Here is a 21308-nt window from a genome sequence, read left to right as displayed (position 1 = left end):
TTATGTTACAACCTAAACGTATGAAGTTCCGTAAAATGCATAAAGGTCGTAACCGTGGCTTTGCCGCTGGTAGCGACGTTAGTTTTGGTACTTACGGGCTAAAAGCAATTGGACGTGGTCGTATGACTGCTCGTCAAATTGAAGCTGCTCGTCGTGCTATGACTCGTGCAGTTAAACGTCAAGGTAAAATCTGGATACGCGTTTTCCCTGATAAGCCAATTACTGAGAAGCCTCTAGAAGTGCGTCAAGGTAAAGGTAAGGGTAACGTTGAATATTGGGTATGCCAAATTCAGCCAGGTCGTGTGCTATATGAAATGGAAGGTGTTCCAGAAGAAGTAGCACGTGAAGCCTTTGAATTGGCAGCATCTAAATTGCCATTTAAAACTACTTTTGTAACTCGGACGGTGATGTAATGAAAGCCACAGAACTGAAAGAAAAAAGCGTAGAAGAATTGAATGCAGAGCTATTAAACTTGCTTCGCGAACAATTCAACTTGCGAATGCAAGCGAGCACAGGTCAGCTTGAAAAAACTGACGGTCTTCGTAAGGTGCGTCGCAGTATCGCGCGTGTTAAAACCATTCTGACTGAAAAGGCTGCTGCATAATGACTGAAAAAACAGTTCGTACAGTACAAGGTCGTGTGGTCAGCAACAAAATGGACAAGTCCATTACTGTTGCAGTAGAACGCAAAGTGAAGCACCCTATTTATGGGAAATTCATCAAACGTACTACTAAGCTACATGCACATGACGAAACTAACCAATGTAACGAAGGTGACGTAGTAACAGTACGTGAATGTCGTCCTTTGTCTAAGTCCAAGAACTGGATGTTAGTAGACGTTGTAACTAAAGCTTAATTGATTTAGTTAGTAAAATACAAAAGGCGCTTATCGCAAGATAAGCGCCTTTTTTGTTTGGTTACGTATTAAGAAAGCTTCATTTATTAGTTAAATACGATTATATCCCTCTGAAATGTGCAAACAATGCAGAGGTTGCAGCTATTCAGCTTTTCTCAATGAACCTTTTATCTATTTATTATTCTGAGCACAAGATTCAACTTTTTGTGTTTAAGGATATAAATGTCACTGCTTAGAAATAAAATTCTTTATTGTACCCCTTTTGTTTTATCAATCGTTTTATATGGCTGCTCTCTAGAGGAGGAAGAAGATAGTAGTGGTACTGGATACTATCAATTTGTAAATTTATCGCCCCAATCACCAGCTATAGAGTTTGTTGTAGATGATTCTACTATAGATGAGCTTGATTACGCAGAGGCCACAGATTACGAAAACGTCAGTACCGGTAGCTACGACATAGAATTCAATCAAATATTACCTAATTCTGAAGAAGATAATTTTATCGATGATGAAACTCTGCATGTTGATAAGAAAAAGCTACATTCTTTTATATTATACGGAGATGCATCTAGCCCTAGTACGTTCGAAATAGAGATGGATATTTCTGATGTATACGATGACGACTTTGAGGATGGCTTTGGGATGATACAGTTTGTTAACCTGGCTAATACTGCAGAAACAGTTGATATGTATTTAATTGAAGCGGATGAAAATCTACTGAATAAAAATGTCGGTTATACTCTAGCTCAAGCTGACTCGAGTGGCGATGCAGAAGTAACAGAGGGGGACTATAAGATTGTTTTTACTGAGTCTGGAACCGACACAATACTTGCTCAAAAGAATGACATTGAGATAGATGAAGGTGATGCTAAATCATTTATTCTTGTAAGTTACGATGTAGCAGGAAGTTCTGATGTTCGCTACAAGATTATAGAGTTAAGTGACAGTGGCGCCAGAGCGTTAACCAATGAAGCTGAAGATGCACATATAAGAGTTGCTAACGGTATCAGTAATACGTCGGGCATATCGGTCGCAACAGGTGATAGTACTAATGTTATTGAAACATATATAGGGCTTGGAGCGTTATCTTACGATATTGAAGTTACCCCAAGTGTGTCTGATGAAGCAGAATCTACTACTGTTTATGTGCTTAATAGTGAAGACGGGGCTGAGCTAGAGGAAACAACCTTTAATGTGTATGCCGATGATCAAATTTTATTGCTAAGTGCCGGTGATGCAACAACAACAGTTTCGTTAAATGAAACGGATGAAGATTTACGTATTATTGAAACCCACGGTAAGCTCCTATTTTCCCACGTCATATATTCTGAAAGTGATGAGTCTTTAGAAATTGTTATTGTTGAACAGGGAGGTGATCCAGATTCATATGATGCTGAACTATCTGTCAGTTATTTAGAGTCAGAAAGTTATGAAATAGAAGCGGGGAGTTATGATATTTATATATATGACTCAAGTGATGAATTGTTATTAGATTATACAATTTATGATTTACAAGAAGGCGGGGTAGTTAATCTAATTACTACAGATTTTGATTACGGTGGCTCACCTTATCAAATAACTGAGTATGTAAACTAGCCTTACGTTTACCTCTGAATTTATTAAAGGCGCTATCGTAAGATCAGCGCCTTTATCATTTTCAAGGTGATTAATCAGATGATTTATTAAATATTAAGAGCTAATGTCTAGGTAAGCTATTTGAAATGGCTTCAGTTCAATTTTATCTGAGTTACTCTTCAATCTAGGTAATTCAAATCCATGGCCTTCAAGTAAATTGATGTGTGCATCTGATACTTTCATAGTTAACATTTCATCTGAAAAATTTACGATAACCATAATGGTTTGTTCTTGATATGCTCTCGTAAAAATTAATTTTTGATTGTCACTTTCTTTAAAATCTATATTACCAAACCTAAGTGCAAATTGTTCTTTACGCCAATGTAGAAAGGTTTTGTAGGCTGTTAGCACAGAGTTAGGCTGATGCTCTTGGATTTCAACAGCGTATTCTCTATGCGAACTATCCACAGGTAACCAAGGTTTAGGATTTTCAGAAAATCCAGCATTCAGAATGTTTTTTGACCATGGCATAGGTGTTCGACAACCATCACGACCTTTAAATGTGGGCCAAAAAGATATGCCGTATGGGTCTTGTAAATTTTCAAAAGCAATATCTGATTCTTGTAAACCAAGTTCTTCACCTTGATATGTGCAAGCACTACCACGCAAAGAGGTTAGCAATGCGTTATACAATTTACTTTTAGCTTGAATGTTCTTCCCTTCAGTCCACCTAGAAGCTACTCGGCTAACATCATGGTTGCCTACTGCCCAGCACGGCCAACCGCCAGTTAGGTTTTCTTCAAGTGTTTCAGCGGTTTGTTTAATATAATTTGCAGAGCCATCAGGCGTTAACAACTCAAAGCTATAGGCCATATGTAACCGCTTATCACCTTTGGTATAATCTGCCATAGCTTTCAACGAGTCTTCAGAGGAAATCTCACCCAAGGTAACAACATTTGGATAGCGGTCCATGAGTGTACGTATATCTTCAACAAAATTGAGGTTTTCTGGCTGGGTGTTATCAAAGTTATGATATTGATAGGCATAGGGATTATCTTCGCTAAAGCCTCGACCTTTGCGGTCTTCTTCCGCTTTAGCTGGATTATTTCTTAATTGCTTATCATGAAAACAAAAATTAATGGCGTCTAGCCTAAATCCGTCAACCCCTCGCTGTAGCCAAAACTCTACATTGTTTAATACAGCTTCTCGTACTTGTTCGTTGTGAAAATTCAAATCCGGTTGCGACGTTAGAAAGTTATGTAAATAATACTGTTTACGACGAGGCTCCCATTGCCAAGCGCTGCCACCAAAAATAGATAACCAATTATTAGGGGGCCCACCAAACTCATTTGCTTCTGCCCACACATACCAGTCAGATTTGTCATTGGTTTGGTCTTCTCGACTTTGTATGAACCAAGGATGTTGATCTGACGTATGGCTTAACACTTGATCAATAATAATTTTAAGGTCGATGGTTTTGGCTTTGGCTATTAGGTCGTCAAAGTCTTGCATGTCACCAAACATAGGATCAATTTGTCTGTAATCACTGATGTCATAGCCAAAATCTTTCATTGGAGACTTAAAAAATGGAGAGATCCAAACAGCGTCCACCCCTAAGCTCTTTATATAGGGGAGCTTGTTTATAATACCTTTCAGATCACCAATACCATCATTGTTGGCATCCATAAAACTGCGAGGATATATTTGATAGATGACGGCACCGCGCCACCAAGGTTCATTAGTCATAATTTACTAGTTCACATTTAAAAGGGTTAATTCAGCAAAAGTTAATATTTATAGGTGAGTAGACACCTGCTTTTATTAATTTAAGCATTACAAAAGCGATAAATAGTCGTTGTGTGTGCTCATCTTTCCTGCTGTTCTTTGTATTAAAGTTGATAAGCTTTGCATTAAGTCAGTTAGTTGTTTGGCATCTATTTGGTTGACTAGTGGGTGATAATCTTTAGGCATTAATCCTTGTCCTATCATCACTTGTTGCCATGCTACTTCGGTAAATAATTCGTCTTGTTCTCTGAAAACTTGGCCACTGTTTTCAAATAACTCTATCTTGCGAGTTAAGGAGTCAGGAATATCCATCAAGCTGCAATCTCGCCAAAAGTCACTTTCGTCCCGTTGATTTTGTTTGTAATGTAAAATAATAAAATCACGAATATGCTCTGATTCAATCAAGGCTTGACGGTTAAACTCATCAATATTGTGTTTAGTTATACCTAAATGAGGGAATAGCTTGAGTAAACGTATGGCGGCAGTTTGAATTAAGTGAATGTTTGTTGATTCAAGGGGTTCAAAAAAACCACTAGATAGGCCGATAGCTACCACGTTTTTATTCCACTGTTTACGCCTTCTGCCAGTACGAAATTGGATCTTTTTGGTCTCTGAAATTATTTTGGAATCTAAACTTGATAGCAGTGCATCTTCAGCATGCTCATCACTCATATAGTGATTAGAGTAAACAATGCCATTACCCATTCGATGTTGTAGCGGTATACGCCATTGCCAACCAGCTTGATGAGCAATAGAGCGGGTATAAGGTGGAATGGATTTCATGGCTTCACTTGCAACCGTTATCGCACTGTCACAACGTAACCAATGTGACCAATCATCAAAGCCTGTGTGCAGAGCATCTTCAATTAGTAAGGCTCGCTGACCGCTACAATCTATAAATAAATCCGCAGAAATTGTTTCGCCACTTTCCATATGCACAGAGGAAATAAATCCATTTTTAGGGTTCAGGTTTACTTTTTTTACAATGCCTTCAATCCTTTTAACCCCGTGTTTTACGCTAAACTCTCTAAGAAAGTTTGCGTACAAAACCGCATCGAAGTGGTAGGCGTATTCAATGCCTTTTAAATTGGTTCCTTGAATATTTTTGAGCTTAGAAAATTTGTGCTGTTTAGCACATTGGTAGTTAAGTGAGTAATCACCGAATTCTGAGTGAATCCCCAATTGTTTGCTTTTTAGCCAGAAGTTATAGAAGTCACAGAATGGAAAGTCTTTCCCCATGCCACCGAAGGCATGCATATATTTACTGCCTTGGTATTGCCAGTTTTCAAACTCGATGCCAAGTTTAAATGTTCCTTTTGTGGCTTTTAGAAAAGCACTTTCGTCAATACCTAATGCATTATTAAGATGCATAATTGGCGGTATACTTGCTTCACCTACTCCAACTGATGCAATTTCATCTGACTCTATAAGTGTGATATTGATAGTTTTGTTTAAAACTTTCGCCATCAAAGCCGCGGTAATCCATCCCGCCGTACCGCCACCTACAATCACCACATTTTGAATCAAATTGTTATCAACCATTTTTTCCATTAGTTGTTTCCTCGATATGGCTATTCAAATCAGAAAAAACCTTTGCCCTTGGAGTGTTATCTTCTCAAGGGCATTAGTTAGTCGTGTAATTAAATGATTTACAGTTTATAGCTGAACCCTAAGAGGTACGTGCTTCCGTAGTCTTGGTAATCACGCACTTGCAACGGGTTGTCTCCTTGCAATGACGTGAAAGGTTCTTTGTTGAGGTTTTGTGCCTGTAGAAAAATAGATAGGCCAGCTAAGCTTTCTATCCCGGCCTGCTCAAAATCAAACCCAATTTGAGCATCCCAGATAGTTTCGCCCACTATGTCAACTTGGTCGGTAGTGAACCCTAATCCATATACATCACCTTTAAAATCATCCCGTTTGCGCATACTAGTTCTAGCTTGGAAGCCATTTTTTTCATAGTAGAAGGTGACGCTGGTAATACTGTCAGACAGGCCTGGTAACTCAAAGTCATTGCCGTTTTGGTCTTGAATATCTGACTCAACACCAGTGTAACTAGCGATAACACCAAAGCCATCAAGATTTTCATGCATTATGTTTAATGGCAGAGATAGAGAAAATTCATAGCCCCATAAAGTACCTTCACCGCCATTTGTTTTACCTGATCCCGTTGCTATTGGTGAATCTGGAATTTCGCCTGTTGCTGGGTCAGCCACACCTGTCATGTCTACTTCAAAGTTACCGTCAAAGATCCATTTGTTTAAATCTTTGTAAAACAAAGCAACTGCAAAATAGCCTTCTTGATTGAAGTAGTTTTCGTATGATAAATCGACGCCAATAGCTTCTTTAGGCTCAAGATTTGGGTTACCTCCACTGACGCTCCAATTGTTGCCGTTTTCATCGACAATTTGACTGTAAGAGGCATTAATGGAAGCATTCATTTCATCTAAACGCGCACGAGAAATGGTTTTGGCTGCACCAAACCTAACACTTTGTTCATCATCAATTCTAAACGAAAGGTTCAGGCTGGGTAGCAAGTGGGTATAATCATGGCTAATGTCTGTGGGTTCTGTAACCACCAAACCATCTATTGTGTTAAAGGCATTACCTTGTGAAGATTGGTCTGACTGCACATATCTTAGGCCGATATTACCTGAAATAGGTATATCACCTAATTGAGCATCAATATTTCCTTGCACAAAAGCTGAGGTGACTTGTTCTTGAACAGTCCAAGACTTAGTGGCATGGCTTGAATTGGTTAAACTTTCTGCCAAAAGATTGTAATAACCGTCCTTTATCAATGCATTAGTATCATAGGCTAGCATGTCACCCATGCCGATAAAGTCTAAACTGGCACTACCCAATCTATATTGCTCCGGTACTATCATGGTGCCTGGATTATCAGGATAAGAAAAAGAAGACAGTGTCATAAAATAGCCTTCTGATATTTTGGTTTTTTCACGGTCACGGTAAGACATACCAAAATCAACAGAAGAGATAAAATCGTTATCGACTCCCATTGAAGCAGCAAGCTTAAGGGCCATTAATTCATCATCTATATTAGGCGCATTAATAAAACCATCTTGTAGTTGGTTCTCGTACTCGGTACCTGTTACCCCATACTGATCATTAAGTGCGGAGCTCCAGCCCCAAGAAAGAGGGCCGCCTAATTGGATTAAGTTATAGTCTGAATAATCCAACTCATGGGTGAAGTGTGCTCCTGTATTTCCGCCGTCAAAGGTGTATCCTAAGGTATCAGCTTCACCTCTAGCATCACCACGCCCAGTACCTGAATAGCTTTCTATACTCCAAATATCCCGTTCAACTTTTGAATAACTGGCGTCAAACTCTATGGTTAAGGTGTCTGAGGCAAAGTATTCGGTATTAAATCCTATTGAGTTGAGTTTGGCGTCACGTGTTTCATAGTCATTACGTACAACCACTCTCTGGCCTGTAGTCACGGCACTTGTGACAAAGCCGGACTCAGAATCAATAACCGCACTATCAGCTGAGATGCTTCCTTGACCCCATGCAAAGGGTATTTCAATGCCACGCAGAATTTTTTCATCAGAAAAATCAACATATAAAGCATCAAAAGTCATATGAAGTTGATCATTTGGCTCTGCTTCTATCACTAGGAGTGCTGAGTCTCTTTCTAGTGTTGAAGAGCGTACGTAAGGTTTAGCACCTCCTAAAATGGAGCCTTGTGAACCGTCTTCATACTCAAATGTGGGGTATCCCCACGCATTCCAACGTTTTTCTTGATTCGGTGAGCTCATTGTTGAATAGGCAAACGCTACCCCTAGGGTGTGATCTGCGAATTGATCTATATAAGAAAAAGTTCCTCGAAAACCGTCATCGTTGCCATCGGGGTTGAGCTTGTCAAAACTTGTTTTTTCATATTGTCCATTGAACTGCAGGACACGCTCATCTTTACTAAGGGGATCAACAGTTTGCATATCTATGACACCCGCGATCCCTTCTGCTTCTATTCTTGCACTTGGGGTCTTATAGACAGTAACACCGCTCATTATTTCTGATGGGTACAAATCAAATTCAACACCACGATTGTCACCAATTGAAACTTGTTCTCGGCCATTAAAAGTAGTGCCACTTTCGTCCTCTCCAAAACCACGAATACTGACTCTGCTTGCTCTTCCGTCTAAGCGTTGTGCAGCTAGGCCAGGAAGGCGAGCAATGGACTCTGCGATTGAAGAGTCAGGTAATTTGCCTATATCTTCTGCTGAAATCGACTCAACAACTTCTGCTGCAAAACGTTTTGTACTAATTGATTCTATTATGCTGCCACGAAACCCCTTGACCTGAATGACTTCAACATCTTCGTCACCTTGGTCTACTTCTTCTTGGGAATAAGCTAAAAACGATGTACTCATCGTTATTATGCCTGCTGAAATTAATGCATTTGTTAATTTATTTTGTTTGAAATGTAACATCGTGCTTCTCCGTTGAGCCGGTACCACTTGTTTTTGTTATTGGCTTTGAGTTTCTATATTAAATAATAGCCGTATCATCTTTTATAACCGCCATTAGTGCCACACCCAGTGTGGATGGGCATCAATATAGAGCAGTGAGGCTAATAAAAATATGTTATGCATACGTATTCAATGATTTTTGAATCTTGATATAATTGAGTTTTTTAGTTTTTAAAAGTTAATTTTGTAAGGCTAAATAGGTCTGTTTACACAGCTGCCACGGGTGTTTTTATTATATTTTAGTGATGCAAATGTAGCATTTAAGTTAATAGGTTGTGTTTTTGGTGGGTTCTGAATACGTATGCAATACACGCTGTTTTCTTTTTATTGAGCATCACAACGCGTACATTAGTTGCACCTTAGTTTTTGCAAAATAAGAGAAGTATCTTGGTGAAAAATTTATTTGTAATTTTAGTTTTAGGATTAATAGCGTGTCAGATCCATGCTCAATCCCAGCTTGAAAATACAGCCAAAGATGGTGCAACTCTGAATGAATACTCCATACAAGGTTACGAAGCTCATTGGCTCACATCAGATGTAATAGTGATTAACAATAAATACACCGCGGGTTCACTGTTATTAACCACAAAAAATCAATATAACAAAAGTTTCCCTTTGTTCAAACGTGACATGCCAAAAATGTTGCAAGGGCAATATCCACATTTAGCTCACTTCAATGCATACAGTTTTGAAATACCTGTGCAGCAAATTAAAGCTTTATTAAAACAACCTCTTGTAGTGGTTGAGCGGGATGCAGCAAAGGGCAAAACGCTAGGTACATTTGTACAGATAGGACATATTATCGATGAGGTTTATACTTCAAAAGACCAAGACGCGGATGAGGTTAATGATCTTGGAGCAACATTATTAGACAGTAGTACTCAATTTAAACTTTGGGCTCCAACTGCACAGAATGTTAGCTTACTTTTGTTTGAACGGGATAAACAGCCAGCAAAAACACATAAGATACCTATGCTTGAAGATAATAGATCTGGTGTCTGGCAGGTTACTGTTCCAGAAGACTTATCCAATACTTATTACCGTTATCAAGTTACGGTTTATCACTCCGTTAGTGGTCAAGTTGAAACAATACAAACTACTGACCCTTATTCTCTAAGTCTCTCCATGGATAGTGAGTATTCTCAGGTCATAGACTTACAGCACCCAAATACTTTCCCCTCAGGATGGATTGATCAAAAGGATGTGCCGCTGTTGGCTCCTGAAGATAGTGTATTTTATGAAACTCATATACGGGATTTTAGCGCTCATGATCTGTCATTATCGGACCCCCTATACCGAGGAAAATACGCTGCATTTACAGACAAAAAGAGTGATGGCTTTAAATATCTCCAAGGGCTAGCAAAGGCTGGCGTAAATAGTATTCATTTATTACCAACCTTTGATATAGGGAGTGTGGGAGAGAATACAGATCAGGTGATTGATATTGATGACCCTATTGAAAAAGCTTGCAAAATTGCCAAGCACTTACCTTTTTGTACGACTTTAGCTTCTAAAAAGATGTCAATTCGAGGGTATCTCGAACAGCTATCGGCAGAGGATTCGAGCCGAGAAATACTAATTTCAGCCCTGCGCCCTTTTGATAACTATAATTGGGGATATGATCCGTTTCATTTTACTGTACCTGAAGGGAGTTACGCCCTGCAGCCAGAAGGCGAGTCTAGAATCGTAGAGTTTAGAGCTATGGTACAGCAACTACATAACATGGGCTTTAGAGTGATTATGGACGTAGTTTACAACCATAGCCATCAGGCTGGATTAGGCCCTAAATCTGTACTCGATAAAATTGTCCCTGGCTACTATCACCGACTCGACCCCATTACTGGCCTTATTACTCAATCTAGCTGTTGCGACAATACTGCGACAGAAAGAGTCATGATGGAAAAGTTAATGATCGACTCTTTAGTGGTGTGGGCGAGAGACTATAAAATCGATGGCTTTAGATTTGATTTAATGGCGCACCAACCTAAAGACGCGATGTTAAAGGCTCGAAAAGCTGTGCGTGAAGTGGACCCTGATACTTACTTTTATGGTGAAGGTTGGAATTTTGGAGAAGTGGCTAATAACAAACGTTTTGTTCAAGCCAGTCAATTAAACATGGCGGGTACTGAAATCGGTACTTTTACTGACAGGCTTAGAGACGCAGTGCGCGGAGGGAGTGTTACCGGTTCAGCAACTAACCTTAGAAAAAACCAAGGAATTGGCAATGGCTTAGGCGTGATCCCCAACGAGTTACAAAATGAAGGTTTGGATACTTATTACTTAAAAATGGACCAAATCAGAATTGGCTTAGCAGGTAATTTAGCTAATTTTCCCCTGATGATACACAGTGGGAAGCTTAAATTAGGTCAAGAAATTCCATATGGCGAACAGCCTACAGGTTACGCTTTGGACCCAGCTGACACCATCAATTATGTGTCAAAACATGACAACCAAACATTATGGGATAACAATCAATATCGCGTTGCTTATCACTTATCCCCACAGCAACGTACTTTGATGCAGGTACAAAACTTATCATTCGTTTTGTTGGCTCAAGGTATTCCATTCATTCATATGGGATCAGAAATGCTTAGGTCTAAGGGATTTTTGCGTGATTCTTATGATTATGGTGATTGGTTTAACAAAGTCGACTTTAGCCTCAAGAGTAATAACTATAATATCGGTCTCCCCCCTAAAGAAAAAGATCAAATAAACTGGCCGCTAATTAAAACTTTGCTTAAGCGGAATCAAGGCAGAGATATAGTGAGTCCTGAAAATATTCGTTTTAGTGTTCAAGGCTTTTTGGATTTACTAGAAATACGCATGACCTCTGCTTTGTATCGTTTAACAAATGAAGCAGATGTAATCGAAAAGGTAAAATTTCATAATACTGGTTCAAACCAGCAATTGGGTTTAATTGTGATGAGTATTGCAGGGGATACTAAACACCCTGACCAACTTGTTCTATTTAACACCAGTGAACATCCGCAGACATTTCAATTACCGGAATTTAACCAATATACATTACACCCAGTTCTAGCTAGTTCAGCCAATTTTTCGGCTAAGCAAAGTTATGCAAATAGCGGAATATTCACAGTCGCTCCTCTAACCACAGCAGTATTTATCGAACCCTCTGAAAGGCAAGTACAATGAAACAATCAAACCTATGGCAGCTTAAAATACAGCGTATATGTGCCGTTTTCTTTATTTTAGTTACTACCAATGCATTGGGGAATAATTACCAAATTGACCACTTAGAACCCATGTCATGGTGGTCGGGTATGAAAGGTAAAAAACTACAGTTAATGGTACACGGTAAAAACATCAGTGATCTAAGTGTCATAGTTGAGCATTCGGATATAGCAGTTGTTCAGGTTAATACCTTAGATAACCCCAATTATTTAGTGATAGATTTACAATTAAGTGAGTCTTTGCAAGCTGGGACCTATGCAATTAATTTTGTAAAAAATGGAAAAACTAAAATTCGTTATCCTTATAAGTTTAGTGAGCGTAATAAGGTTTCAGCAGCGAAAACATCCTATGGTCCCCAAGATGTCATTTATTTAATTACACCAGATCGTTTTGCAAATGGTGATCCCAACAATGATCAACTTGCAATGCTCAGTGAGGGTGTGAATCGAGCCAATATTGGTGGTCGTCATGGTGGAGATATTCAAGGAATTATTGATAATTTAGAATATATACGGGATATGGGGTTTACCCAAATTTGGTCTCAACCACTTATTGAAAATAATCAACCCGCTTATTCTTATCATGGTTATTCTGCCACTGATTTCTACCAAATAGATGGAAGGTTTGGTAGTAATCAATTATTTAAAGAGTTGTCGCACCAAGCTCAAGCTTTAGGTATAGGACTGCTAAAAGATGTGGTGCTAAATCACATAGGTGACAAGCATTGGTGGTTAGAGGATCTACCAGCAAAAGATTGGTTGAATTTTCAAGGGCAAGCTTTTACTGGAACCCATCACAAAAGACAAAGTTTGCATGATCCTCATGCTACCGAAAAAGATAAAAGGTTGTTTTCTGATGGTTGGTTTGTTGCCACTATGCCAGATTTAAATCAACGTCATCCAGTGCTAGCAAACTATTTAATTCAAAATACTCTGTGGTGGATAGAATTTGCCAATTTATCTGGGTTAAGAGTAGATACATATTCATATCCAGATAGAGATTTTTTGTCCCTGTGGACCAAAAGAGTGACTGAAGAATTTCCTAATATCAATATTGTTGGTGAAGAGTGGACCACTAATCCTGCTTTAGTTTCCTATTGGCAGCGGGGTAAAAATACCCATGATGGTTACGTATCCTACTTGCCAACGTTAATGGACTTCCCCACACAAGACGCCCTAGTAAATGGCTTAAAAGATAGTGACAGTTGGAATACAGGTTTAAATAGCATCTACCAGTCTTTAGCCAATGACTTCCAATATCCTGACCCTTATAGTTTGGTGGTATTTGCTGACAACCACGACATGAGTCGTATTTATACTCAGCTTAATAATGATCTAGATTTATTCAAAATTGCCCTGGGCTTTTTGTTTACTACACGTGGTATACCCCAAGTGTATTATGGTACTGAAGTCTTAATGGGTAACACAGGTACAGAAGACCATGGTGTGATTCGTTCTGACTTTCCTGGTGGTTGGCATTCAGATCTTAGCAGTGCTATTACCCAAAAAGGCCTATCCAAGCAGCAAGTCGAAGCACAAAATTATATCAAAAAGTTACTAAATTGGCGTAAAAATGCCACAGCCATTCATAGAGGCAAATTGACCCACTTTGCTCCTAATAAGGGTGTATACGTTTACTTTAGAAGCTTAGAACAGCAGATAGTTATGGTTGTGATAAATAAAAACAATCAGGAGGTTATTCTTAATCCAACTGATTATTCCGAGCTAATTCCAGCTGATAGCCAAGCCAAAGATGTCATCACATCTAAACATTACTCACTGAATTCTGAAATTAAACTTAACTCAAAAAGTATACTTATCTTGAACGTAACTAGCTGAAATTAAATGTTAATTTTCTATTTTAAAATAATAAAAATTATCAAGGTGGCTTTTGAGTTTATGAGTAGATATTAGCTCTGCCAACCACTTTTAGTACAAGGAAACCAAAATGAATAAAATATTTCTGATGTTTATCGCCAGTGTTATTTACGCTCCGGTATTTGCAAAATCTATCACTGGTTCATCACCTGATGGAAAAATTGAAGTCACAATAGCTGATACGCACTCACCTAGTTACAGTATCACTTTGAATAAGCTACCAATATTGACTGAGTCCAAATTGGGCCTGAGGTTTAAGCAGGTTTCTGAATTAGGAGAAGGATTTTCTATTCAAGCTGTAAAACAGGTAGCACACCATAGTACTTGGCAACAGCCTTGGGGGGAGCGAAAACAAGTAGTGGATCATCATAACGAGATATTGGTTACATTTGTTGCTAATCAGGATGCTAAACGTTTGTTTGCTGTACGATTTCGAGTATTCAATGATGGAGTAGGCTTTAGGTATGAAGTACCTAAACAGCCAGGGTTAGATAGTCACATCGATATCACTAATGAGTTAACTGAGTTTGCCATAGCGGATACAAAAGATTCTACAGCTTGGTGGATCCCATCAAGAGGTTGGAACCGTTATGAATACATTTATCAAACCAGTGCCTTGAGTTCAGTGGATCGCGTACACACCCCTTTCACCTTTAAACTTGGGAATGGTGCCCATGTGAGTATTCATGAAGCGGCACTGGTCGATTACGCCAGTATGACATTACAACAAATGCGAGGTGGGGTACTAAAAGCTGATTTAACACCATGGTCTGATGGGGTTTTAGTTAAGAAGACTGCAGATTTTACTACGCCTTGGCGCACCGTTCAGATAAGTGAAGATGCAATTGGGCTGCTTAACTCTGATTTAATTCTAAACCTCAATGAGCCAACTACATTTGCAGATACTTCATGGATTGAACCGGGAAAATATGTGGGTATTTGGTGGGGCATGCATATTGCCGAAAATACTTGGGGTAGCGGTGAAAAACATGGGGCGACTACGGCAGAAACTAAGCGATACATGGACTTTGCTGCTGAATATGGCTTTGATGGTGTTTTAGTAGAGGGTTGGAATATAGGTTGGGACGGCGACTGGTATAACAATGGAGATGTTTTCAACTTTACTCAAGCCTATGATGACTTTGATATCAAAGAAATTACGCAGCATGGTTTGGCAAAGGGCGTGCGTTTAATTGGTCATCATGAAACCTCTGGTAATGTGACTAACTATCGAAATCAAATGGATGATGCATTTGCACTGTATCAAAAACACGGAGTACGCCAAGTAAAAACCGGTTACGTTGCAGATGGCGGTAATATTAAGCAGATAGACGATCAGGGTATTGTTCGTAAAGAATGGCATGATGGTCAGTTTATGGTGAATGAGTATCTACACAATGTTAAACAAGCTGCAAAATATCAAATAAGTATCAATACCCATGAGCCAATTAAAGATACAGGCTTACGTCGTACCTATCCTAACTGGATATCTAGAGAAGGCGCTCGAGGTCAAGAATATAATGCTTGGGGCTCTCCGCCTAACCCTCCTGAACATTTACCTATTCTTGCTTTCACTCGGATGCTATCTGGGCCCATGGATTTTACCCCTGGTACCTTCGATATGGGTTTTAAGGGCTTAGGAGCAGATACCGACCGGCCACAAACAACCTTGGCAAAACAACTTGCTATGTATGTGGTGATATATAGCCCCATTCAAATGGCGTCAGATTTACCGAGAAACTATGAGAAAAATTTAGAAGCATTTCAGTTTATTCAAGATGTACCCGTTGACTGGCACGAAAGTAAAGCCATCGCAGGTGAAGTAGGTGAATACGTGGCTTTTGCAAGACAAGAACGAGGTGGTGAAGATTGGTTTGTTGGTGCATTGACCAATGAAGACCCTAGGAAGTTGAGCCTTGCTTTAGATTTTCTAGACAAGAATAAAACCTATGAAGCGCAGATTTATCGTGACGGAGATTCAGCCAATTGGATTAATAATCCCTATGACATCCTCATTGAAAAAAAGCACGTTCAAGCCTCAGATACCTTAAAAATACCTATGGCTAGTAGTGGTGGTTTTGCTATTCGATTCAAAGCACTTTAAGACAGCTTGTTGTATCAAGATAAACTAAAATAAGGTTCTGAAATTATGCATACAGCTAGCATACAAGCACAAGTTAAACCCGAGTTAAATTTCTGGCAAATATGGAATATGTGCTTTGGTTTTATGGGGATTCAGTTTGGCTTTGCGTTACAAAATGCCAATGTCAGTCGTATTTTTCAAACCTTAGGTGCCGATTACGGCAATATGGCCATATTGTGGGTAGCGGCCCCTATTACTGGGTTAATTGTCCAGCCAATCATAGGTTATATGAGTGATAAAACGTGGGGAAGATTAGGTCGCAGACGGCCATATTTTTTATGGGGCGCGATTGTTGCCAGTTTATCTCTTTTTATTATGCCAAACTCTCCAACTCTTTGGATGGCGGCTGGTATGTTATGGATAATGGATGCCTCTATCAATGTATCCATGGAGCCTTTTAGAGCCTTTGTCGGTGATATGTTGCCTAAAAAGCAACGAGCTTCTGGGTATGCTATGCAAAGCTTCTTTATCGGCGTTGGCTCGGTAGTGGCATCTTCATTGCCTTGGATGATGAGTAACTGGTTAAATATTGATAATACCGCTGCCGCTGGGGAATTACCCGACTCTGTGAAGTTTGCGTTCTACGCTGGTGGTTTAGTATTTTTAGCGGCAGTATTGTGGACTGTATATACCACTAAAGAGTACTCACCTAAGGAACTATCTGAATTTGAAAAATTTGAAGCGTTACATCACTCTAAAGAGCTAGAGCCTAGGCAAGTAAAAACAGCCAAGCGATATTATCAAGCTGGGTTATTCTGGTTGGGGTTTGGCTTAATATTAAGTTATTTGTTGTACCACTATTTAGAGCAATTGGATAAGAGTTTAGCCATATTGACTCTGGGTATGGTGGTTTTTGGAGTCTGCCAATTAATCGCTGGTGGATTATCTAGTCAAAGCAAAACTAAAAATGGCTTTTCGCAGATCATGGCTGACCTGTATTCGATGCCTGCTGTGATGAGACAACTAGCCGCTGTGCAATTTTTTTCTTGGTTTCCTTTTTTTGCAATGTGGACTTACACGACCGCGGCGATTACCAGCCACCATTATAATGCGACAGATACGAGTTCTTTGGCATTTAATCAAGGAGCGGACTGGGTGGGGGTGTTGTTTTCAACTTATAATTTAACAGCCGTATTTGCAGCAATTTGTATCCCAATAGTCGTTAGGTATTCTAATTTACGTATTGCGCATATGATTAATTTACTACTAGGGGGCTGTGGATTTATATCATTCATTTTAATTGATAATCCTGTTTGGTTGATCGCTTCTATGATTGCCGTGGGGTTTGCATGGGCCTCTATTTTATCAATACCTTACGCCATTTTATCCAATGCATTACCTGTTAAGAAAATGGGTCTTTACATGGGAATCTTCAATTTTTTCATTGTGTTGCCACAAATTCTAGCCGCTAGTATTTTAGGAATTTTGATAAGTAAAGTGTTTGACGGCCAACCTATTTATTCATTGGTTGTGGGTGGAGCGAGTATGTTGCTAGCGGCAGTGTTAGTCCTCAGGGTGAAGACTAATAATTAAGGTTAATTATGTTAAGAGTAGCCGCAGGATTTACGCACTATAAGAGAGGTTGGAATTAAAATACTATTCGGTTGTTCTCCATTAATTAACGCAACAATATTATCAACCAAGATTTCTCCGGCAAGCTTAGTATCTTGTTTAGCGGTTGTGAGGGGAGGCACCACAAAATTTGCAGTTGCTATATCGTCAAATCCGGCAATTGCAATATCTTCTGGTATTCTAAAGCCTCGCTTTTTAAGGGCTCGCATGGCACCTATGGCTATTAAATCGCTGGCGCAAAAAATTGCGTCAAAGGGGATACCTTTATCAATTAGTTGATTAGCAGCCTCATATCCCGAGTCTTCAACGGATATCGCATCTACTTGTAACCCGTTAATTATCGATAATCTATGGTCTAACAGTGCTTGGCAATGTCCTTTGTATCGAGCTAAAAACTCAGGGTAATGATTAGATGCGTCCCCCAGAAAGGCAAAGTTTTTACGCCCGAGTTTGATTATATGTTCTGTGACTTCATAGCCACCATGAAAATTATCACAACCCACTGAAACCATATGTTCGCCGTCTGTTTCAGCTCCCCAACAAATGAAATGAGTATTGTATTCATTTAATTTACTGAGCTTTTCCTGATAATCGACAAAGTCACCATAACCTAAAAGTATTAGACCATCTGCTTTACGACTATCTTCAAAGTCAGCATGCCAATCGTCACTCAATTGTTGAAATGAAATAAGTAAGTCATACCCTTTACGAGCTGAGGCTCTTGTAATACTCCCCAACATAGATAGAAAGAATGGATTGATTGCAGAGTCATCATCGGTTGGATCTTCAAATAACAATAGAGCAATTGTATCTGTATGTTGAGTCCGCAGATTACTGGCGTTCTTATCTACTTTGTAATTTAGTTCTTGAGCTATCTTTTGAACTTTTAGACGTGTTTTTTCATTTACTAATGGACTGTTTCGCAATGCTCGAGACACAGTAGATTGAGATACGTTGGCCTGAAATGCAATATCAAAAGAGGTAGATTTGGACATTAAAAACACTGTAAAAATAAAAGTAGTTAGATTTTACGTGACGTTTTTAAGTATGTATATGAATAAAAAGTAAGCTGGGAGATTGTACTATTTCTAATCAGTCCAGCTGACTTGACATTATGGGTTTGTGATACATTTTACATTTTCTACAAAACGGGTTTGGCCAGTTTGATTGTGTCTAATCATACATTGGCCATTGTTGAGAAATAAAGTAAAGGAATCTATTGCAGCTATTTCACGGCCATTTAGTACATTATTAGAGTTTGGAGCTGATTGTTGGCGTTCTACAGTCAAGCGACTCTTTTTACTGAATACTGTATCTGCTAATTTTATAGGGCGGCCTTTTAACATTTCTCCAATTAAAACTTCCATTGCTTGACGGGACTCCATACTTGGTTGCTCTAATAGCGCTTCTGATAATAGGTCTGTGTCTTTGGTCACACAGCCCATTAACATCCAGGTTATACCGCTTACTACTATTATCAACGTATTTGGCTTCATGTTATTAAATGCCAGTATCGGGCTCTTGAATAGGCTCGGTGATTAATTTATTTTCAAATATAATAGAGTCAATAACAGCATTTGATGACTTAATCGCAATACCAGTATTTTCAATTGCTCTCAATCGGCTAGTGGCAAGCTGAGTTGATACTGGACATTCGCTCGTTTCTGAGTAATTTAAAGCCGCAGCTAATAGGCTTTCAGACTCATCTCCTAAAAGCTTGCTAAAGTCGTCTGGTACGTTACAGCCAGGAAGTTCATCGTCAAAAAATGGTGTTGCAGTGGGCTTGAAACCATCAGAATATTCTCCAAATTCTTTAGCATTGACTCCTTGAAACTGAATAGTGAAATAAGTGGTACTGCAGTTATCTTGTGGGTAAAATCCATAAGGTTTACCACATGTGGTATCGCCAATTAATACTACTTCGACATCAATTCCTCTCAGCCCATTAATGACCGCTTCACTTGCTGAACATGTGCTTCCCGTTGTTAATACAAATACCCTTGTTAAATCTAGCGATGGCAAGGTCTCATTTGTGAATTGAAAAGTATCCCAGTCAATTTCTCGTGTGTAAAAAGGGGTATCTTGAACGGTGTCACCCGTTACAGGGTTGGTAGTGCCAGATTTATCGTTGAACTGTGTGGTTTCAAATATTTGGTTATTAGTTTGTGAAGCGCCCGCTATCATGTAGGCGAGTTGTGAAGCCATTGCTAATAGGCCACCTCCATTGTAGCGCATATCAAGAACTAACTCATTAACATTGCTATTTGCAAACTCCTGAAAACCATCGATTAAGCCTTGCTGTCCTGAACTAATAAATGAATTGAACTGAAGATAACCAATATTTCCCATTGGTGAATCAATTACCTTTACATTTTGCACCGGCTGTAATTCAACGTTAGCTGAGGTTAAATCAACGCTATAGGGTTCACCATTTAAAGTAGTAAAAACAAAATTGTAAGTTTCACCAGCACCTGATGGAAATAAAGCCGCATTTATATCGTCTACTTCCGCTTCTGTGCTTGCGTTTATAAAGTCTATATTATCGATCATTTCTAGTTCATCACCTCTAACAACCCCTTTTAATGCTGCGGGTGAATTAGGTTCTGTGTATCGTACGATGAGTCTTCTAGGGCTACTGGTCGCTGCAAATTCCCAGCTAATACCGTACCCTGATGATACGCCACTTTGGGTTCTTAAGTTGTACTCTTCTGTTGATTGAGAGAAGTGAAAGTTATCTTTAAACGAACCTGATGCGGTTAACTGCTCGGTTCTTAATTGAGTAAAGTATGCATCTACTGTGAATAATGAAGGGTCATTGTCATCCACTTCGTTATACCAGAGATATGTTTGATTAGTCCAAGAGCGTAACCACATTTTCTCATGCATAGATGTACCTAATACATCTGCAAAGGTATCCCCATTGCTGTCTGGGGCTGTTCTTGGAGATTCACATAGGTCTTTATATTCAGAGTCATCAAGAAATTGACCGGTTACCCAAGTTGGCTCATTTGTATCTGATGTTGCAGTTGAATTACTCCCCCCACAAGAGACAAGGGCAATACTGGTGTTAATTGCAATAAAAAAAAGCCGCAAATTTTTAAGTTTATTAATCACGTTCAAACCTCGAATTGAATATTCTTAGGCTAGCTAGCTAGCTAGTTATGTTTGTTAAATCCCTTTCTTGTAAATTCTTTGTAGTCTGCTTGCAAGCAGATAAACTCAACTGGGTAGCTAATAATGACATTAAGCAGTAGCCAGTAAAATAGTAGAAGCCTTCGCCAATTGCCGATAAAGTTTGGCTGCTTATCTCTAAAGCAATTTTAAATCCAAACACAGTAAATTGTTCATTTGTTGTTGTGTCTGCATGATTAGTCGACATAATCGCTAAAAATATAGCCACCACAAATACATCTGCCATTGACCACTTGCCTATTGCTCCAACAAAACTTAGCAGTTGCCCTTCTAGCTTTGTATTTTTAACAAAATAAGCAATGCTAACTAAAAGTGTTTTTAAAAGAGGGATACATACTGAAAAAGCAAAGATTAGTAACGCAACCAATAGGCGATCGTCTTTCCATAATTCTTCTATGGTGGCGATGATCGATAGTTCTTTGTTTATTAAAGAAGAGCTTAAGTCAGATGCACCAAGGTTTACCATCATTTCCATATCGAATGAAAACATAGTTAACAATACTCCAGGAAAAAATAGCCCAAGTGCAGCAAGGTTTAGGGTAAACCCAAGATGTTTTCTAATCAAACCGAATTCTCGCAAGTACTTTTAAGAAGATATCCTACACTGAAATAAAAATAATTTGCATC

General features: G+C 39.0%; 15 protein-coding genes. 8 read left to right on the top strand and 7 right to left on the bottom strand.

Annotation, left to right across the window (positions count from 1 at the left end; translation table 11 throughout):
• The first annotated feature begins 2 nt into the window (after positions 1 to 2).
• The 4 genes from rplP to ABJD71_RS06825 all read left to right on the top strand — a co-directional run bounded on the left by rplP (position 3) and on the right by ABJD71_RS06825 (position 2451).
• Positions 3 to 413: a 50S ribosomal protein L16 gene (gene rplP / locus ABJD71_RS06840; RefSeq protein WP_133471897.1), complete on the top strand. Its 411-nt coding sequence runs from the start codon at positions 3 to 5 to the stop codon at positions 411 to 413.
• Entirely contained in the window at positions 413 to 604 is a 192-nt protein-coding gene (gene rpmC / locus ABJD71_RS06835; protein WP_133471896.1) for a 50S ribosomal protein L29, read from the top strand. The genes rplP and rpmC overlap by 1 nt, the downstream gene beginning before the upstream one ends.
• Positions 604 to 855 (top strand): 30S ribosomal protein S17, encoded by a 252-nt coding sequence (gene rpsQ / locus ABJD71_RS06830; RefSeq protein WP_133471895.1) that lies wholly within the window; start codon positions 604 to 606, stop codon positions 853 to 855. The genes rpmC and rpsQ overlap by 1 nt, the downstream gene beginning before the upstream one ends.
• 222 nt (positions 856 to 1077) lie before the next feature.
• Positions 1078 to 2451: a DUF4397 domain-containing protein gene (locus ABJD71_RS06825; protein ID WP_348166496.1), complete on the top strand. Its 1374-nt coding sequence runs from the start codon at positions 1078 to 1080 to the stop codon at positions 2449 to 2451.
• A gap of 93 nt (positions 2452 to 2544) precedes the next feature.
• Here ABJD71_RS06825 and ABJD71_RS06820 read toward each other — a convergent pair whose 3' ends face one another.
• The 3 genes from ABJD71_RS06820 to ABJD71_RS06810 all read right to left on the bottom strand — a co-directional run bounded on the left by ABJD71_RS06820 (position 2545) and on the right by ABJD71_RS06810 (position 8666).
• Positions 2545 to 4176 (bottom strand): alpha-glucosidase, encoded by a 1632-nt coding sequence (locus ABJD71_RS06820; RefSeq protein ID WP_348166493.1) that lies wholly within the window; start codon positions 4174 to 4176, stop codon positions 2545 to 2547.
• An 87-nt stretch (positions 4177 to 4263) separates the two neighbouring features.
• On the bottom strand, positions 4264 to 5766 hold the full coding sequence (locus ABJD71_RS06815; protein WP_348166490.1) for a tryptophan halogenase family protein: 1503 nt from the start codon (positions 5764 to 5766) through the stop codon (positions 4264 to 4266).
• Positions 5767 to 5864: 98 nt separating this feature from the next.
• Positions 5865 to 8666: a TonB-dependent receptor gene (locus tag ABJD71_RS06810; protein ID WP_348166487.1), complete on the bottom strand. Its 2802-nt coding sequence runs from the start codon at positions 8664 to 8666 to the stop codon at positions 5865 to 5867.
• A 429-nt stretch (positions 8667 to 9095) separates the two neighbouring features.
• Between ABJD71_RS06810 and pulA the strand changes: the two genes are divergently transcribed.
• From pulA to ABJD71_RS06790, 4 genes are all read left to right on the top strand, one after another.
• Positions 9096 to 11858, top strand: coding sequence for a pullulanase-type alpha-1,6-glucosidase (pulA, locus tag ABJD71_RS06805; RefSeq protein WP_348166484.1), 2763 nt, complete (start codon positions 9096 to 9098; stop codon positions 11856 to 11858).
• The gene (locus ABJD71_RS06800) at positions 11855 to 13735 is read left to right on the top strand and encodes a glycoside hydrolase family 13 protein (RefSeq protein ID WP_348166481.1); all 1881 of its coding nucleotides are present in this window, start codon (positions 11855 to 11857) and stop codon (positions 13733 to 13735) included. The genes pulA and ABJD71_RS06800 overlap by 4 nt, the downstream gene beginning before the upstream one ends.
• 127 nt (positions 13736 to 13862) lie before the next feature.
• Positions 13863 to 15878, top strand: a complete 2016-nt coding sequence (locus ABJD71_RS06795; protein WP_348166568.1) for a glycoside hydrolase family 97 protein — start codon at positions 13863 to 13865, stop codon at positions 15876 to 15878.
• Between the two features lie 45 nt (positions 15879 to 15923).
• Positions 15924 to 17450, top strand: coding sequence for an MFS transporter (locus tag ABJD71_RS06790; protein ID WP_348166478.1), 1527 nt, complete (start codon positions 15924 to 15926; stop codon positions 17448 to 17450).
• Between the two features lie 11 nt (positions 17451 to 17461).
• Here the strand turns inward: ABJD71_RS06790 and ABJD71_RS06785 are convergent, their stop codons facing one another.
• The 4 genes from ABJD71_RS06785 to ABJD71_RS06770 all read right to left on the bottom strand — a co-directional run bounded on the left by ABJD71_RS06785 (position 17462) and on the right by ABJD71_RS06770 (position 21246).
• Entirely contained in the window at positions 17462 to 18484 is a 1023-nt protein-coding gene (locus ABJD71_RS06785) for a LacI family DNA-binding transcriptional regulator (RefSeq protein ID WP_348110549.1), read from the bottom strand.
• A 117-nt stretch (positions 18485 to 18601) separates the two neighbouring features.
• Positions 18602 to 18985 carry a hypothetical protein gene (locus tag ABJD71_RS06780; RefSeq protein WP_348166475.1) on the bottom strand — a complete coding sequence of 128 codons (384 nt, stop codon included), beginning with the start codon at positions 18983 to 18985 and terminating at the stop codon, positions 18602 to 18604.
• A 4-nt stretch (positions 18986 to 18989) separates the two neighbouring features.
• A complete protein-coding gene (locus ABJD71_RS06775) occupies positions 18990 to 20603 on the bottom strand; it encodes a S41 family peptidase (RefSeq protein WP_348166472.1) in 1614 nt (537 codons plus the stop codon).
• A 37-nt stretch (positions 20604 to 20640) separates the two neighbouring features.
• Positions 20641 to 21246 carry a paraquat-inducible protein A gene (locus ABJD71_RS06770; RefSeq protein WP_348166469.1) on the bottom strand — a complete coding sequence of 202 codons (606 nt, stop codon included), beginning with the start codon at positions 21244 to 21246 and terminating at the stop codon, positions 20641 to 20643.
• Positions 21247 to 21308: the final 62 nt, after the last annotated feature.

It is taken from the genome of Paraglaciecola sp. (assembly GCF_039943935.1).
Lineage (GTDB): Bacteria > Pseudomonadota > Gammaproteobacteria > Enterobacterales > Alteromonadaceae > Paraglaciecola.
This window is presented reverse-complemented; position numbering and strand designations above follow the sequence as displayed.